Raw genomic sequence first — 16,408 nt, 5'->3', positions numbered from 1 at the left:
AAAACCCTCAGTTAGTACCGCCGCCGGCGCGCAATTTGCCGATCGTGCCGGTGGTGCTCTTGCCGGCGACAAGGTCGACCAGGACGACGCGCCCGCCCGCCTTCTGCACCACATCGGCGCCGACAACGGTTTCGACCGTGTAGTCGGCGCCCTTGACCAGAATGTCGGGCAGAAGCGCCTCGATCAGCGCCAGCGGCGTATCCTCTTCGAACACCACGACCGCATCGACCGAGGCCAGGGCGGCGAGCACGCAGGCACGATCATGCTGATCGTTGACCGGGCGCCCTGCGCCTTTCAGCCGACGCACCGAGGCATCGCTGTTGAGGCCGAGCACCAGCCGGTCGCACTGGCTGCGCGCCGCGTGGAGAAGACTGACATGGCCGGCATGCAATATATCGAAGCAGCCATTGGTGAAGCCGACGCTCAGGCCCTCGTCCTTCCACGCCGCCACCATGCGCGCGGCCGATGCGGCATCGAGGATGGCGTCCTTATGGGCGGTGGGGCCGTGCGAGCGGAACAGCGCGCCGGTGAGTTCCTCCACGGTCAGCCGCGCGGTGCCGCGTTTGCCCACCACCACACCGCCGGCGGCATTGGCGATGGAGGCGGCCATGACGCGATCGGCGCCCGCGGCCAGAGCCAGCGCGAAGCTCGCGATTACCGTATCGCCGGCGCCCGAAACGTCGAACACTTCGCGCGCCTGGGTGGCGATGTGGCGCGCCTCATCCGCGCCGACGACGCTCATGCCCTTTTCGCTGCGGGTGGCGACGACGAAGTCGAAGCCATGTGCCGAAATCAGCTGGCGTGCCGCCGCGACGATCTCGTCGTCGGCGAAAACCGGGCGACCGACAGCTTCGCCAAGCTCCTTGCGGTTGGGCGTGATGGCGGTCGCGCCGGCATAGCGCGCATAGTCGCGGCCCTTGGGATCGACCAGCACCGGTTTTCCCGCCTCGCGGCAGATGGCGATCAGGTCGGCGGCGACGCCGTCGAGCAAGATGCCCTTGCCATAGTCGGACAGAATGACGATGTCGGCGCGCGTGAGTGCGGCGCGAAAATGCCGGACCAGGTCCGCCCGTTCCTTGTCGTCGAGCGGCTTGATCTCTTCCTCATCGAAGCGCAGCACCTGCTGATTGAGCGCGCTGAAGCGGCTCTTCGACGACGTCATGCGACCGCGCTCCTGCGCCATATCAGCCGTATCGGCGCCGAGTTCGCGCAGCATGCGCACCAGATTGTCGCCGGCCACATCGGTGCCGATCACCGATATGGGAATAGCGCTGGCACCCAGCGAGACGATGTTGGCGACAACGTTGCCTGCGCCGCCCATCGTCGAGGTCTCGCCGCGCCCGTGCAGCACCGGGATCGGCGCTTCCGGCGAGATGCGCTCGATGACGCCGTTGACGAAACGGTCGAGGATGAAGTCGCCGACCACCAGCACGGCAACGTCGCCAAAGCGGGCAATGGCGCGGTGCAAAGGTTCGGGCGAAGGCGGATTGTGCTTGATCATGTCACTGGCAATGCGAGGGAAAGGCCGACCTCAATCACGCTGAAAATTGTCAATTTACGGGCCGGATCGTTCATGGCGAAGCCGATATACCGCAAATCCGCGCAGCGCAACGTCAGGGCGGCCGTCAGCTCTTCTGCAACGCGACGTGGACGCCCAGTCCGACCAGCACCGCCCCGCCCGCCCTCTGCATGATGCGCTGCGCACGGCTGGAGCGCTTCAGCCGGGCGATCACCATGCCTGCCAGCAACACGCAGACAATATCTGCCGAAGAGAACATTAAATTGACGATGGTGCCCAGCACGACGAATTGCAGCCACACCGGGAAACCCGCCGAGGCATCGATGAACTGTGGCAGGAACGCCATGAAGAAGATCGCCGTCTTCGGATTGAGCACTTCGACGGTGATGCTCTCGAAAAATGCCCGGCGCGCCGATTTGCGCTCGATCGCCGGCAGCGCCGTGTCACCGTCCCCGCGCTTGCGGAACAAGGACACGCCAAGCCAGATCAGATAGAGCGCGCCGATGAGCTTGACCGCCATGTAGAGCGGCGGCACCGCATGGAAGAGCACCGACAGCCCGGCGGCAGCCGCAAAGACATGGAAATAACCGCCAAGATGGATGCCAAGTGCCGCCGTCAGCCCCGACCAGCGCCCGCGCGCCATGGTCTGCGCGGCGGCATAGAGCATCGCCGGTCCTGGAATATAGGCAAAGATCGCCGTGGTGGCGAAAAACGCAATGAGCAGTTCGGTCGACGGCATTTTTTGTCCCCTAGCTTGCGGGCCTCGAATAAAGCGGGCCGCTTCGCGGTCTCACTGTGGCGTCGTGGTGCTTCATCGACAGTACGCTTGGCCTCCCTTATAAGGACCGGAATCGCAAGCAACCAGAGGCCTTCATGATCATCGTCACGGGCGGGGCCGGCATGATCGGCTCCAACATCGTCGCCGCACTCAATGCCGAAGGCCATGATGACATCCTCGTCGTCGACGACCTCACCGACGGCCACAAGATCGCCAACCTGGCCGATTTGCAGATAGCCGACTATCGCGACAAGGACGAATTCTTGGCCACCTTGGAAGCCGGCGACCTAGGCCGCGTCGAGGCCGTCTTCCACCAGGGCGCCTGCTCGACCACCACGGAATGGAACGGCAAGTTCATGATGGACGTGAACTACGCCTTCTCAAAGCGCTTGCTGCATGGCTGTCTTTCGCTGCGCATACCGTTCCTCTATGCCTCCTCGGCTTCCGTCTACGGCGGCGGTTCGGAGTTTCGCGAGGATCCCGCACTTGAGCGGCCGCTCAACGTCTACGCCTATTCGAAGAAACTATTCGACGACTATGTCAGGCGCACCGTGTTCGACACCGATCATTCGCAGGTCGCGGGCCTGCGCTACTTCAACGTCTATGGCCCGCGCGAGGCGCACAAGGGCGCCATGGCCTCGGTCGCCTTCCATCTGTTCAATCAGGTCGGGCGCGGCGAAAACCCAAAGCTGTTCGGCGCCCATGACGGCTTCGGCCCCGGCGAACAAAGCCGCGACTTCATTCACGTCGGCGATGTCGCCGACGTCAATCTGTGGCTGTGGAAGCGCGGCTCGAGCGGCATCTTCAACTGCGGCACCGGCCGCGCCCAGCCGTTCCGCGCCATTGCCGAGACCGTGATCGATACGCTGGGCCAGGGCGAGATCGAGTTCATCGAATTCCCCGATCACCTCAAGGGCAGCTACCAGAGTTTTACCCAGGCTGATATGTCCCGCTTGCGCGCAGCCGGCTATAATGGGCAATTCCGCAGCGTGGAAACCGGCGTCAGAGACTATGTCGAATGGCTGAAAGCCCAACGATCCTCGTGATCGGCCCACGCTGGGTGGGCGATATGGTCATGGCGCAGTGCCTGTTTTCAGCGCTGAAGGACGTCCATCCCAACGCCGCCATCGACGTGCTGGCCCCGGCCTGGGCGGCCCCGCTGGTCAAGCGCATGCCCGAGATTCGCCAGCAGATCGATTTCCCGCTGCAACCGGGCGCGCTCGAATTCACCATTCGCCGCCGCTTCGGCCGCCTGCTGCGCGGCCGCTACGACATGGCCTACGTCCTGCCGGGCAGCTGGAAATCGGCGCTGATCCCGTTCTTTGCCCGCATCCCCCGCCGCTTCGGCAATCTCCGGGAAATGCGCTACGGCCTGCTGACCGACATCGTGCCGCTGCCCGATGCCGTCAAACGGCGCACCGCGCAGGCCTATTTTGGCCTCGCCCAAGGCGGACATTTCCGGCCGCCGCGGCTCACCGTCGACGCCGGCAATCAGAAAGATCTGCTCGCTCGCTTCGCAGTGCAGCCGGGAAAATTCGTCGCCATGATGCCCGGCGCCGAATTCGGTCCGGCCAAACGCTGGCCTAGCGAAAGCTATGCCGGCCTCGCCGGAGAGATGATGGCGAAAGGATTCAAGGTCGCGTTGTTCGGCTCGAAGAACGATCGCGACGTCACCGCCGAGATCGCAGCACTCGCGCCCGGTGTCGTCGATCTGGCAGGAAAGACACGGCTGGAGGACGCCATCGACCTGATCGCCGCGGCCAGGCTGGCGGTGTCCAACGACAGCGGGCTGATGCATGTCGCGGCCGCCGTCGGCACGCCGGTCGTTGCCGTCTACGGTTCGACCTCGCCGGAAAACACGCCGCCGTTGGCTGAACAGCGCGAACTGATCTGGTTGCATCTGTCCTGTTCGCCCTGCCACCGGAAGGTCTGTCCGCTCGGCCACCTCAACTGCCTGAAGACGCTGGACGTTGCCCGAGTGGCAGCGGCGGCGGACAGGTTGCTGGAACTCCCGGCCGCCGCATGAAGGTGTTGATCGTCAAGACCTCCTCGATGGGCGACGTCATCCACACCTTCCCCGCCGTCGAAGATGCACGCCGCAAGCGCCCCGATATCGCCTTCGACTGGTGCGTCGAAGAGGCCTTTGCCGGCATCGTCGCGCTGCATCCGGCGATAGCAAAGATCCATACCGTCGCCATCCGGCGCTGGCGCAAGCATCTGTTCAACGCCGGCACATGGCGGGAGGCGACAAGCTTGCGCCGCGCTCTGCAAGCAGGCGAGTACGACCTCGTCATCGATGCGCAGGGGCTGCTGAAATCGGCCCTGGTTGCGAAACAGGCAGCGGCACCAATCGCAGGTTTCGACCGCGCAAGCGCGCGGGAGCCCTCGGCAACGTTGTTTTACCAGCGCAAATACGCCGTGCCGCGCAACCTGCACGCCATCGAACGCACGCGCCGGCTGTTCGGGCTGGCGCTCGGCTACGAGCCCGATCTTTCGGCGCTCGCATCCGGGATTGTGCCGCCTCCCGGCGGCCTGGCCGGCATTGACGGCAAGACGGCCTTCCTGCTGCACGGCACCAGCCGCGAGGACAAGAAATGGCCCGCCGAAGACTGGATCGAAACGGCTCGCCTGCTGGTTGGTAGCGGAATGACGCCGGTCACCACCTGGTCGAACGAGCGTGAGAAGGCGGTGGCCAAGGCGATCTCGAAAGCCGTGCCGTCAACGATCGTGGTGCCGAGATCGCCGCTGGCAGACATTGCCGCGATCCTTGGCCGCTCGACGCTGGTTATCGGCGCCGACACCGGTCTGACCCACCTCGCCAGCGCCTTCGGCCTGCCGACGGTCGCGGTGTTCCTGGCGACCGAGCCGGGTTTGACCGGCCCGCGCGGGCAATATGCCTCAACGTTGCTGGCCGCAGCGGGGGAGCGCCTCATGCCGGCACAGGTGGTGCCGGAAGCAGAAAAGCTATTAGCCCTTAAGCTCCAAGCTTCGGCATAGGACCTTCCAGCAATTCTGAGGTGCTAGATAAATTGCACCTGGACGATCTCATAACCCCTGGCGCCGCCGGGGGCGTTGACCTCGATGGCGTCGCCGACTTCCTTGCCGATCAGCGCGCGCGCGATCGGCGAGGAGATCGAAATACGGCCCGATTTCACATCCGCTTCCTGGTCGCCGACAATCTGGTAGGTCTTCTTTTCCTCGGTGTCCTCGTCGACCAGCACCACCGTGGCGCCGAACTTGACCTTGTCGCCGCTAAGCTTGGTGACGTCGATCACCTCGGCCCGAGCAATATAGTCTTCCAGTTCGTTGACACGGCCCTCATTGAGGCTCTGCGCCTCTTTGGCGGCATGATATTCGGCATTTTCGGACAGGTCGCCATGCGAGCGCGCTTCGGAGATCGCCTCGATGATACGCGGCCGCTCTTGCTGCTGGCGCCAGCGCAGTTCTTCCTTCAATGACGCGAACCCCTCGCCTGTCATCGGGACCTTGTTCATGATGCCTGACCTTTCCTGCCGCCACCCCCGCATTTCGGGGAAAGCCTTGTCGATGGGTATAAAAAGAAAACGGGTCCGGCAGCCTCGGGCTAACGGAACCGTTTCACCGCAATTTTCCCCAATATAGCGATCCTCGCGCGTTTTTCACGCTGAAAAAGCAGGCTTTTTGAAAAATCATGAGCCGACTTGCGCAATTGCCGTCACGGCATGTGCAGCGTGTTGCAGTTGCGACAACAAAAACCGGCTGCAATTGCTCGCAGCCGGCCCAGAGAAGCCGTTGGGGTGGGGTCAGCTTCTCATGAAATGGTAGATCTGTTCGGCCAGCATGCCGTATTCGCGCGAATCTTTGCCCGTCCGCTTCTCGATCTCGGCCAGCTGCGCCTGGGCGCCGACCAGATCGCCGATCTGCAGATGGGCCTCGCCGAGATATTCGCGCACCAGCGTGTAATCCGGGTTGATGCGGAGCGCTTCCTCGTAATAGCCGAGGCCGACGGTGACACGGCCGGAATGGCGATGCGAATAGCCGAGATAGTTGAGGATGCGTGGATCCTGCTTGTTGGCGGCAAGGCTGAGCACGGCGATCGCCTCGTCATAACGCCCGGCCATGGCCAGGTCGTGACCAGCATCATAGATGTTATCGTCGTCCAGCATGCCGTACTTCGGCGCGACGCATTTCTGCTTTTTCTTGTCCCAGACCTGCCCCTTCTTGCACTGGGTGGTGGTCTCGGTACCACCGCCACCGCCGCCGGCCGCAAACACCGGAACCGCAAAGAACTGCAGCGCCACAAGCGCCGCAGCCGCCTGGATCAACACTCTTTTATGCATCGAAGCCTCCTTGAGGGATAATGACGATCTTGAGGGAAAATGACGATAATGAAAAGCTAACGCCGGGATGCAGACTTTTCATCCCGGAAACCCGCAGCCGCCGAAACTATTTGTGCGGCCGTGCCTAACCTGAATTCGGTCAAAGGCGGGAGCCAGGGATCAGAACATGACGTGACGCGCGCTGCAAATCCGCTATCATTCGGGAAATGATCAGCGGGGGTGCCCGAGAGTGCAACAGCGCCGTGAGCGGGAATGGGAGCTATCGATCGGCCCGGACACCGTGCGCCTGTTCATTCTCAAGGCAAAGGGACTGAGTGCTGCCGTCAACGAAGACTATGCCGACGGTGCCGAGCATGAGGTCGAGCTCGATGGTGAATCACATGCCAATCACCACCATGACGGTCTGGCGGAGGAAAGCGCGGAAGACCTCACCGAGGAAGAGCTGCGCGAGCTGATCAACGACCTCAACGTCGACGAAGCGGCCGAGTTGATCGCGCTGGCCTGGGTCGGCCGCGGCGACTATGACGCAGCGGAATGGTCCGATGCGGTTGCCGCCGCGCGCGACCGCGCCAACAAGCGCACGGCGAAATACCTGCTCGGCATGCCGCTTTTGGCCGACTGGCTGGAAGAAGGGCTGGAAGCGATTGGCGCGTAACGACGTCGTTACCGTTCGTGATGGGCCGCAGGCAACCTCCGGGCGTTCGCGCCGTTGAGGACGATGGGGTCGCTTGTACTTTCCCGAACATCCAGGGTTGCACTGGTCATGGTCGTCACGGCTCTGCTGCTGACGCCCCTGCTGACGCAAGCCGACGCCAAACAGCGCAAAAAGCATTACACGCCGCTGTCACAGCGGTTGGAGCAGCTGTTTTCACCGCAGGTCGACTCGCATCCTAAGCCGCGCAGCAAGCACCGCCAGAAGCCCAGTCCAAAGCGGCACATCACGCCAAAGCAGGTGGAACAAAAGACCCCGGATAAAAAGCCCTCGCCCGCCGATGTTCCGGTGCAGCCCTCGCGCGTTGTCCCGCTGCCCGAGGCGCGTCCTTCAGAGGCGCCGAAGACCGGCGCGGCACCGATCGAAAAGCAAAAGGCCGAAGGTCCGAACCCCCTTGGCGCGCCCAACCGGTCCAATGACGATCGATTCAACGAAGAAAAATCCGGTTTTAAAAAGCAGGCGCGGCCCGGACCGTCAGCCCCGAAGCCATCGACCGATAGGCAAAGCGAGCCCGAGCCGCCGGCCGCGGCGCCGATTCCGACACAAAAGCCAGACACTTCGGAACCTGAAGCTCAGCCGCCGGCCGTTGCTCCGCAACCACCTGAAAAACCCGATGCCGGCGACAAGAAGATGCTGCCCGATGCGCGCTCGGCCGATTTGCCCGATGCAAAAATGCCGGCGGCGGAAGTCGCCTGTCGCGAGCGGCTGACGGCCCTTGGTGTCGAATTCGAGGAGCATAAGGCGGAAAGCAATCCCGACATCGGCTGCTCGATCCCCTATCCCCTGGTGCTGAAGTCGCTCGGAAAATCCATCGCCATCGGCCCCGCGACCGAACTCAACTGCCCAATGGCCGAGGCTGCAGCCCGCTTTGCCGCCGAAATCATACAGCCGGCGGCGAAAGCCGAGTTCGGAGCCGACCTGAAATCGATCAACCAGGCATCGGCCTTTGTCTGCCGGCCGCGCAACGGCACGCGCCATCTGTCGGAACATGCCTTCGGCAACGCGCTCGATATTGCCAGCTTCACGTTGTCAGATGGCAGAAAGGTCGAAGTCGGTCCAACGCCGCCCGAGAAGGACGGCAAATTCCTCAATGCGGTGCGCAAGGCCGCCTGCGGACCGTTCAAGACCGTGCTTGGACCGGGCGCGGACCCGGACCATTCCCTGCATTTCCATCTCGATCTCGAACCGCGCCGGAATGGTGGCACTTTCTGCCAGTGATGGCCCTTCAGTGATCGTCATGCCGGTGATGGTCTGGCTGCCGCATTTCGGCCGCAGGCATGAACGGGAACGCTGAGTTTTCCTTTACCCTTGATCGTTAAAATCCCACCGATCAAGGACAGGATTCCGCCCATGGCCGCAATATTTCGCGCCGCGAAGGCAAAAAGCGCAGCGATACTGGCCGCCGGTCTTGCGCTGGCCGCCGTTTCGGCTTGCAACACTGGCAGCGTGCTGTCGCTGCAGCCGGCCGTCGATGTCGGCTCGCAGACCGCGGCCGTGCCGCAATATGAAGGCATGCAGAAGCTCGTCCCGTCCAATCCCTATATGACTGCCGCCTATCCGCACATGGACGAGCCGATGTCGGAGTCGGAGCCGCAGCAGATGCCGGCCAGCGAAACCGATTGCCGTGGCGAGCTGAAGCGGCTTCGCGTCGTCTACACCGATGTCCAGCCGATCCACGAGGGACAGTGCGGCATAGACTGGCCGGTCAAGGTCTCCGCCATCGGCGGCATCCAGATGAAGCCCGCCGCAACATTGACCTGCGACATGGCCGCAAGTTTCGCCGCCTGGACCAGCAACGAACTGGTTCCCTCCGCCCGCTGGCGCTATTTCTCGGGCGTCAAGACCATCCACCAGGGCTCAAGCTATTCCTGCCGCAACATCGCCGGCGAAGGTGTCCTGTCCGAGCACGGCAAGGGCAACGCCCTCGACGTCATGAGCATCGAGCTCAACAACGGCGACGACATCGACGTGCGCAAGCCCGGCCTGTTTGCCTTCCGCACCCGCGGCTTCCTCAACAATGTGCGTGCCGACGGCTGCCAGTATTTCACCACCGTGCTCGGTCCCGGCTACAATTACGATCACCGCAACCATTTCCATTTCGACATCAAGAACCGCAAAAGCGGCTACCGCGCCTGCCGCTAAGGCGTTTCACCGTTCAGAAATCAGTCGGGATTGGCGTTCCTGGTGGAAGCGATGATTTGCTGGGCCACCAGATCCTGGATGCGCCAAAGGTTCCTGTCGCGGATACCGCTCTCTTCCAACTTGCTGACGGTTCGGAACAGGTATTGAGCCGACGAGCCCCAATGCCCGGCAGCCCGCGCCAGCGTGTCGGCAACCTGCTCCAATGGCAGCCGGCCCGCATAGGCCCTGCCGTCTGGCGCGGCGACGAAAGCCAAGGCCCGCAACGGCCCATCCTTGGTCTTGACCTTGATCCAGCATGGCACGTTAGTCGGCGGATTGGCATCGATCTCGCGGCGCATCAACTGGCCAAGTTGCCCGACATGGTCTTCCGCGGGCAGCCGATAGACGATGCCGTTGCAGCTGCCGCCTCGATCGAGCGCCAGCATCAGCGCCGGCAAATCACGGGTTCCGCGCCAACGGGTCAGCGTCAGGCAGAACGAGCGGTGCCATCCTGGCGCCGTGGCCGGGCGCTGCTCGACATGGGCAAATTCGGGGTTCCAGATCAGCGACCCGTAGGCAAAGACCCATAGCGCTTCAGGCCGATGCTCCGACAGAAGTTGCTCGACAAGACTATCGAACTCCGCGTCTGTATGCTCGGTTGTTCCGGGCTCGGGACCCGGATCCGGTTCGACACGCTCGACCCTTGCGACAAGGTCCGCGGTCAATGCCATCGAGCTGCGACCCACCGGCTTCTTATCCATTCCTGCTCACCCCCCGCAAAAACGATGGCCGACGATAGAACGGCTGCTCGCCGCTGGCCATTGATTTCCAGGGTCCGTCAGGCACAGATACCGCACGGATCGAGCCGCTTTCATGAGCCGACGAAGCCTGCAACGACGCGCATTGACCTGGCTCGCCGCTCTTCTGGCGGTCTGGCTGGCCCTCGCCTATGTCGCTGCGCCGGAATTCTGGACGGTTCGCGACCGCGGCTTTCGCACGCAGACTTTCGAGATGGTGACACACACGCCGCAAGGCATTCCCGGCGACCCGATCAATATCGGCCTTGTCGGTACCGAAAAAGAGATGGTCCATGCCTTCGCCATGACCGGATGGGATACGGCCGATGGCGTGACGCTAAAGACCGCGATCGAAATCGGTGAGAGCGTGCTGTTCGACCATCCCTATCCTGACGCCCCGGTCAGCCGGCTGCTGTTCGAAGGCCGCGCCCAGGATCTCGCCTTCGAAAAGCCGGTCGGCGGGAGCGCCGACCGGCGCCATCATGTCCGCTTCTGGCGCAGCGATGCGACCGGCGACGACGGCCGAACGCTCTGGATGGGCTCGGCCAGCTTCGACCGCGGCGTTGGTCTCAGCCACGATACCGGCGCCATCACCCACCATATCGCCCCTGACATCGACGCCGAGCGCGATCTCGTGATCCACGACCTGTCGGCGGCCGGCATGGTGACCTCGGCGAGCGACATCCCGGGCATCGGCGCCACCAGGACCGGACGCAACGGCGGCGGCGATCCCTATTTCACCGACGGCAAGGCTGTTGTCGGGGTGCTCAGGCAATTCCCCTGAACCACCGTCATTTCCCAAAAATCATCGCGGACTATTTTCCTGCGGCCCGCCGCAATGCTATTGAGCCCTGATGCTATACGTCGAAATCGCCACCGTGGTCGTCCTCATCTGTGTGAACGGCCTTCTGTCGATGTCCGAGCTCGCCATCGTGTCGTCGCGCCCGGCGCGGCTCAAGGCGATGATCGACCGCGGCGTCAATGGCGCCGGGCGTGCGCTGACGCTCGGCTCCAATCCCGGCAAATTCCTGTCGTCGGTGCAGATCGGCATCACTCTGGTCGGCGTGCTGTCGGGCGCCTTCTCCGGCGCCACGCTGGGCGACAGGCTTTCGGTGTACCTGGCCACGACCGGCATGCGCGAAAACATCGCCGACCCGCTCGGCGTCGGCATTGTCGTTGCGATCATTACCTATTTCTCGCTGATCGTCGGCGAGCTGGTGCCCAAGCAGATCGCGCTGCGCGATCCCGAGCGTGTTGCGGCCCGCGCGGCGCCTGCGATGACCATCCTAGCCACCGTCTCGGCGCCGCTGGTGTTCCTGCTCGACATTTCCGGCCGCGCCATATTGTGGCTGCTTGGCCAGCGCGGCGAGAGCGAGGAGAAAGTCACCGACGAAGAGATCAAGATGCTGGTCGCCGAGGCCGAGCACCACGGCACCATCGAATCCGACGAGCGGCGCATGATCGCCGGCGTCATGCGGCTCGGCGATCGCGCCGTGCGCGCCGTGATGACGCCGCGCACCGAGGTCGACTGGATCAATTTGCAGTCCGATGAGGGTGCCATCCGCAAGCTCTTGATGGAGACCCAGCATTCGCGCCTGCCGGCCGGCGATGGCGGCGTCGACGTCATGGTTGGCGTTGTTCAGACGCGCGACGTGCTGGCCGCCCTGCTCGCCGGCCGCGCACTCGATCCGCGCAAGCATGTGCGCGCCGCCCCCATCGTCTACGATCAGGCCGACGCGCTGGATGTGCTGCAGAAGCTGAAGGAATCCGACGTGCCGATGGCGCTGGTGCATGACGAATACGGCCATTTCGAAGGGATCGTCACACCTGCCGACATTCTCGAGGCCATCACCGGCGTCTTCCGCGCCGACCTTGATGCCGGCGACGAGGAAAACGCCGTCAAGCGCGAGGACGGCTCATGGCTGCTCGCGGGATACATGCAAGCCGACGAGATGGCTGACGTTCTCGGTATCGACCTGCCGGAAAATCGCGATTACGAGACCGTCGCCGGTTATGTGCTGTCGCACATGCACCATCTGCCGGCGACCGGCGAATGCGTCGACGCGCAAGGCTGGCGTTTCGAGGTCGTCGACCTCGACGGCCGCCGCATCGACAAGCTGATCGCCACCCGGCTGCCCAGCGGCCATCGCGAAGTGGTGCGTTGACGCTCTGCCGTCAAAGCGAATAGCGCGCTCAGACCGCGGCTTCGATCGGTTCGGCAAGCTTCGGATTGGAGCGCGAGGCGATCAGGCAACTGGCCACGATCAGGGCCGCTCCAGCCAGCGTGGTCCAGGTCGCCGCCTCGTCGAAGAACAGCCAGCCAAACACGATCGCCCAGATGAAGGCAGAATACTCCGTCGGGATCAGATATTGCGCTTCGGCCCGCGCGTAGGACCAGCTCATCAGGAACTGGCCGGAGAGCGACAGCGCCGTCACCCCGGCCAGCGGAAGCCAGAGATTGCCCGGCAGGGCAACCGCGAGCCAGGGAGCGGCGGGGAGAAGGACGGCGGCAACGCACAGGTTCTGGAACAGCATGATCTCGACTGGCTTGGCCACCAGCGCCTGCCGCCGCGAGAGGATCAGATTGTAGGCGTAGAACACCGTCGATGCGAGCACCGCCACCGTGCCAAGCAGGGCATCCCCGGTATAATTCCCTTGCCCGAACTGTCCGGCCATGATGATGACGACGCCGGCGATGCCCGCCAGCGACGCCCAGATCGCCTGGCGCTGTATGCGTTCGCCCAAAAGCAGCGCCGCCAGCAGGAGAGCGAACAGCGGCGCGACGAAACTAAGCCCGATCCCATCCGCTAGCGGCAATCTGGCAAGGCCCCAGAAGAACGACAGCAGAACGATGCCCACGATCACGGCACGCAGCGCGTGTAGCCGCAGCACGGAAGGCGTGGGAAGGGAACGCGGCCCCGCCGCCCAGGCCGTGCCCGCGACCACGCTCGCAAGCATGCTTCGCCACAGCACCGTGTTGTAGACACCGACGGCGATGACCAGGATTTTCATCGCCGCATCCATGGCGGACAGAAGGAAGATCGCAAGTGCACAGACCAGCACCGGGGTCATGGGGGAAACGACGCCTGACAGGCTGGGTGACTTCACGGGGCATGCTCATGTGATGGATCGCAGCCGGATATATCAGGGGAGGACGGCCAGGCCAGATGGCAGGGCCGTGCATATGGCGGTCCAACCGATCTTCGCAGCCCCTCGATTTGAATTCGGTGCGTCGGCAGCGCCTTTCGCTATCGGCCCCAGCCTGCCCTCACCCATGATTGATCCGCTGGAAGAATGGCAAAAGCAGCCAAAGCCTCTATATCGATTGTCATGGATGCATCGAACGAACACGCGCTAAACGACGAGCTTCTCCAAGATATCCAGCGCCTGTCCTTCGAGTATTTTCTCAACGAGGCCAACCCTGCCAACGGCCTGGTCGCCGACCGCAACACGCAGGCGTCGCCTGCCAGCATAGCCGCCGTCGGGCTCGCTTTGTCGTCCTATCCCGTCGGTGTCGAGCGCGGTTTCATGACGCGCGATGCCGCAATCGAGCGGACGCTCGCCACGCTTCGCTTCTTCTGGAACGCCCCGCACGGGCCGGAGCCCGATGCCACCGGCTACAGGGGTTTCTACTATCATTTCCTCGACATGAAGACCGGCCGCCGCGTCTGGAATTGCGAACTGTCCACGATCGATACCGCCCTTTTGCTTGCCGGTGTTCTGGCCGCCGGCGCTTATTTCGACGAGGACGATGAGCTCGAACTGGAAATCCGCCAGCTTGCCGATGCGCTCTACCGCCGTGCCGACTGGCGCTGGGCGCAGAACGGCGGCGCCACCGTCACCCATGGCTGGCGGCCTGGAAAAGGCTTTCTCCGCTACCGCTGGGAAGGATTTGACGAGGCGCTGATCCTGTACGTCCTGGGTCTCGGTTCGCCGACCCACTCGCTAACTCCCGAGAGCTACGCGGCCTGGCTGTCCACTTACAAATGGAAGACCATCTACGGCCGCGAGATGGTCTATGCCGGCCCGCTTTTCATCCACCAGTTCTCGCATATCTGGATCGATTTTCGCGACATCCGCGATGCCTTCATGCGCGATCACGACCTGGACTATTTCGAAAACAGCCGCCAGGCGACGTATCTGCAGCGCGATTACGCAATCCGCAATCCGAGGGGGTTCGCGGGCTATGGCGAGAATTGCTGGGGCGTCACCGCCAGCGACGGCCCAGGTCCGATCGCGCGGCGAGCCGATGGACGCCGCTTCTTCGGTTATCTCGCCCGCGGCGCACCGTTTGGCCCCGATGACGGCACGCTGTCGCCATGGGCGGCAATCGCCTCCTTGCCTTTTGCGCCGGAAATCGTGCTGCCGGCGCTGCGCCATTTCCACGAGATGGACCTGCGCGACGGCAACTCTTACGGCTTCACCGCGAGCTTCAACCCGACGATCGCTGCCGACGACGGCCGCGCCTGCGGTTGGGTATCGCCGGACCATGTCGGCATCAACCAGGGGCCGATCGCCCTGATGATCGAGAACTACCGGTCCGACTTCCTGTGGCGATTGATGCGCCGCGTGCCGGCCATCACCACAGGACTGCGCCGGGCCGGGTTTTCCGGCGGTTGGCTGTGACAGGCGGCGATCCTTCGCGCGGGATCGTCAAGGCATCAGCGCGACCTTGCCGGTCCGACTCCACCATCCGGCCAAGGGAGCCGAGAGCGCCTCTTCACGTGAATGAAAAAGGGCGGCGCAAACGCCGCCCTTTGGAAAAATCATCGATCCTTGGGAGGATAAGGCTCAGGCCGCCTGGGCTTCGCCGGCAATCGCGTCGGCCTGACGCGCTGCCTTGAGCACGCGGGCCCACCAGGCAACATCGTTGACCAGCGCCGTGGCAGCCTGGTTCAGATGCTCGATCTCCTCGAGCTTCTTCTCGCCCTGGCGCACCGCCAGGAAATCGCTCCAGGCAATGTGAACGGCGGATTTGACCGGCGCCATCTGCAATTCGACCGCGGCAAGACGCAAATGTTCGACAGCGCGCGAGCCGCCGACGCTGCCATAGCCGACGAAACCGGCCGGCTTCTTGTTCCATTCATTGGCGGCGTAATCGATGGCGTTCTTCAGCACGGCCGTCGGGCCATGATTGTATTCGGCGGCGGTGAAGATGAAGCCGTCGAATTCGGCGACCTTCTTTTGCCAGCGCTGGGCAACTTCGTTCTGCGACGGCGCCCAGGCGGACGAGGCGACCTCGTCGAAAAAGGGCAGCGGCCAGTCGCGCAGGTCGACGGTCTCGACGTCGATGTCGGCATGAGATTTCGCGATCTTGGCGATCCACTGGGCGGGCACATCGGCGAAACGCGCGGCGCGTGTCGAACCGACGACGATGGCGATTTTGGGCTTGGACATGGGGCTCTCCATATATGCAAAAGCTGGTATCGTTTGGATACCGGCGCTATATGAGATACTGACAAATGGCAGCGCAAGGAGGCACCGTTATGTTACTGAGGCACCCGCACAACACCGAAGACTGCCGCGCCGTCTCGGAAATCCTGCAGCGCGTCGGCGACAAATGGACCGTTCTGGTCGTCGGCAAGCTGGGCGGCGGACCGCTGCGTTTCAATGAGTTGCGCGCCGCTGTCGGCGGCATTTCGCAGAAGATGCTGACCACCACCTTGCGCGGTCTTGAGCGCGACGGCTTCGTCACCCGAACCGTGTTCCCGACCATCCCGCCACGCGTCGACTATGAGCTGACGGAGCTCGGCCATGAGCTGCTGGTGCCGGTCGGCGCGCTCGGCGAATGGGCGCGGAAAAACACCTCGCGGGTCCAGGCGGCGCGTGAAAGATTCGATGGCGTGCACGCCTGAAAACCGTTGCCCAGCAATAGTTTACGGATTTTGCCGTCGACGACCCGTACCCGGGTTTAACTGGATCCGCCCTTGCATCGTTGGTCACGCCATCGACATAGCTGCAGCGTTTCGTTCGCCGGCGCATCATCATTTTGAGGCTGACGAGTCTTCCGCTGACGGGCCCTCAGGCCTTTGACGCAGGGTTGCTGCAACACACTGCGCCGCACGTCTCTACCCTTGCAGACCGCTGGGCAGTCCGCTCGTTGCCAACGGTCCGGTCTTGCGTGCAGGCAACGCTTGGAAGCTCTTTCCTGATCTCGGTATA

The 16,408-nt window shown here is 63.3% G+C and carries 17 protein-coding genes; 10 read left to right on the top strand and 7 right to left on the bottom strand.

Annotated features, from left to right (window positions below; translation table 11 throughout):
- Positions 1 to 7 precede the first annotated feature (7 nt).
- Both rfaE1 and NKH35_RS01595 read right to left on the bottom strand, forming a co-directional pair.
- Positions 8 to 1,501, bottom strand: coding sequence for a D-glycero-beta-D-manno-heptose-7-phosphate kinase (rfaE1, locus tag NKH35_RS01600; RefSeq protein WP_023671976.1), 1,494 nt, complete (start codon positions 1,499 to 1,501; stop codon positions 8 to 10).
- A gap of 124 nt (positions 1,502 to 1,625) precedes the next feature.
- Positions 1,626 to 2,258: a LysE family translocator gene (locus NKH35_RS01595; protein WP_023671977.1), complete on the bottom strand. Its 633-nt coding sequence runs from the start codon at positions 2,256 to 2,258 to the stop codon at positions 1,626 to 1,628.
- 134 nt (positions 2,259 to 2,392) lie between these two features.
- On the opposite strand from NKH35_RS01595, the gene rfaD reads away from it, so the two are divergent.
- From rfaD to waaC, 3 genes are read left to right on the top strand one after another with little or no spacing between them, the layout of a single operon-like run.
- Complete coding sequence (gene rfaD, locus NKH35_RS01590; protein ID WP_023748181.1) at positions 2,393 to 3,343, top strand: ADP-glyceromanno-heptose 6-epimerase; 951 nt, start codon at positions 2,393 to 2,395, stop codon at positions 3,341 to 3,343.
- Complete coding sequence (gene waaF, locus NKH35_RS01585) at positions 3,316 to 4,323, top strand: lipopolysaccharide heptosyltransferase II (protein ID WP_023695762.1); 1,008 nt, start codon at positions 3,316 to 3,318, stop codon at positions 4,321 to 4,323. The genes rfaD and waaF overlap by 28 nt, the downstream gene beginning before the upstream one ends.
- Positions 4,320 to 5,294, top strand: a complete 975-nt coding sequence (gene waaC / locus NKH35_RS01580; protein WP_023683754.1) for a lipopolysaccharide heptosyltransferase I — start codon at positions 4,320 to 4,322, stop codon at positions 5,292 to 5,294. The genes waaF and waaC overlap by 4 nt, the downstream gene beginning before the upstream one ends.
- Positions 5,295 to 5,317: 23 nt before the next feature.
- Here waaC and greA read toward each other — a convergent pair whose 3' ends face one another.
- Positions 5,318 to 5,791, bottom strand: a complete 474-nt coding sequence (gene greA, locus NKH35_RS01575; protein WP_023683753.1) for a transcription elongation factor GreA — start codon at positions 5,789 to 5,791, stop codon at positions 5,318 to 5,320.
- 288 nt (positions 5,792 to 6,079) lie between these two features.
- Positions 6,080 to 6,616: a tetratricopeptide repeat protein gene (locus tag NKH35_RS01570; RefSeq protein WP_023705872.1), complete on the bottom strand. Its 537-nt coding sequence runs from the start codon at positions 6,614 to 6,616 to the stop codon at positions 6,080 to 6,082.
- Between the two features lie 229 nt (positions 6,617 to 6,845).
- Here NKH35_RS01570 and NKH35_RS01565 point away from each other — a divergent pair, with 229 nt between their 5' ends.
- The 3 genes from NKH35_RS01565 to NKH35_RS01555 all read left to right on the top strand — a co-directional run bounded on the left by NKH35_RS01565 (position 6,846) and on the right by NKH35_RS01555 (position 9,470).
- Positions 6,846 to 7,271, top strand: a complete 426-nt coding sequence (locus tag NKH35_RS01565; protein WP_023683751.1) for a DUF3775 domain-containing protein — start codon at positions 6,846 to 6,848, stop codon at positions 7,269 to 7,271.
- A 198-nt stretch (positions 7,272 to 7,469) separates the two neighbouring features.
- The gene (locus tag NKH35_RS01560; protein ID WP_023705873.1) at positions 7,470 to 8,546 is read left to right on the top strand and encodes an extensin-like domain-containing protein; all 1,077 of its coding nucleotides are present in this window, start codon (positions 7,470 to 7,472) and stop codon (positions 8,544 to 8,546) included.
- 132 nt (positions 8,547 to 8,678) lie between these two features.
- Complete coding sequence (locus tag NKH35_RS01555) at positions 8,679 to 9,470, top strand: extensin-like domain-containing protein (RefSeq protein ID WP_023695766.1); 792 nt, start codon at positions 8,679 to 8,681, stop codon at positions 9,468 to 9,470.
- 20 nt (positions 9,471 to 9,490) lie between these two features.
- Here NKH35_RS01555 and NKH35_RS01550 read toward each other — a convergent pair whose 3' ends face one another.
- On the bottom strand, positions 9,491 to 10,210 hold the full coding sequence (locus tag NKH35_RS01550) for a gamma-glutamylcyclotransferase (protein WP_023705875.1): 720 nt from the start codon (positions 10,208 to 10,210) through the stop codon (positions 9,491 to 9,493).
- Positions 10,211 to 10,322: 112 nt separating this feature from the next.
- On the opposite strand from NKH35_RS01550, the gene NKH35_RS01545 reads away from it, so the two are divergent.
- The gene (locus NKH35_RS01545) at positions 10,323 to 11,030 is read left to right on the top strand and encodes an LssY C-terminal domain-containing protein (protein WP_023709077.1); all 708 of its coding nucleotides are present in this window, start codon (positions 10,323 to 10,325) and stop codon (positions 11,028 to 11,030) included.
- Between the two features lie 70 nt (positions 11,031 to 11,100).
- The gene (locus NKH35_RS01540; RefSeq protein ID WP_023689708.1) at positions 11,101 to 12,411 is read left to right on the top strand and encodes a hemolysin family protein; all 1,311 of its coding nucleotides are present in this window, start codon (positions 11,101 to 11,103) and stop codon (positions 12,409 to 12,411) included.
- 28 nt (positions 12,412 to 12,439) lie between these two features.
- Here the strand turns inward: NKH35_RS01540 and NKH35_RS01535 are convergent, their stop codons facing one another.
- Complete coding sequence (locus NKH35_RS01535) at positions 12,440 to 13,318, bottom strand: DMT family transporter (RefSeq protein WP_023701605.1); 879 nt, start codon at positions 13,316 to 13,318, stop codon at positions 12,440 to 12,442.
- 258 nt (positions 13,319 to 13,576) lie between these two features.
- On the opposite strand from NKH35_RS01535, the gene NKH35_RS01530 reads away from it, so the two are divergent.
- Positions 13,577 to 14,872, top strand: coding sequence for a glucoamylase family protein (locus NKH35_RS01530; protein WP_023728215.1), 1,296 nt, complete (start codon positions 13,577 to 13,579; stop codon positions 14,870 to 14,872).
- Between the two features lie 165 nt (positions 14,873 to 15,037).
- On the opposite strand, the gene NKH35_RS01525 is transcribed toward NKH35_RS01530, so the two are convergent.
- Positions 15,038 to 15,643 (bottom strand): NADPH-dependent FMN reductase, encoded by a 606-nt coding sequence (locus tag NKH35_RS01525; protein ID WP_023671992.1) that lies wholly within the window; start codon positions 15,641 to 15,643, stop codon positions 15,038 to 15,040.
- An 89-nt stretch (positions 15,644 to 15,732) separates the two neighbouring features.
- Between NKH35_RS01525 and NKH35_RS01520 the strand changes: the two genes are divergently transcribed.
- Positions 15,733 to 16,101, top strand: coding sequence for a winged helix-turn-helix transcriptional regulator (locus NKH35_RS01520; protein WP_023683744.1), 369 nt, complete (start codon positions 15,733 to 15,735; stop codon positions 16,099 to 16,101).
- Positions 16,102 to 16,408 lie beyond the last annotated feature (307 nt).

This window comes from Mesorhizobium sp. M1143, assembly GCF_040318435.1.
GTDB lineage: Bacteria > Pseudomonadota > Alphaproteobacteria > Rhizobiales > Rhizobiaceae > Mesorhizobium.
Note: the sequence above shows the minus strand (reverse complement) of the source record. Positions and strands in the feature narration are given on the sequence as shown.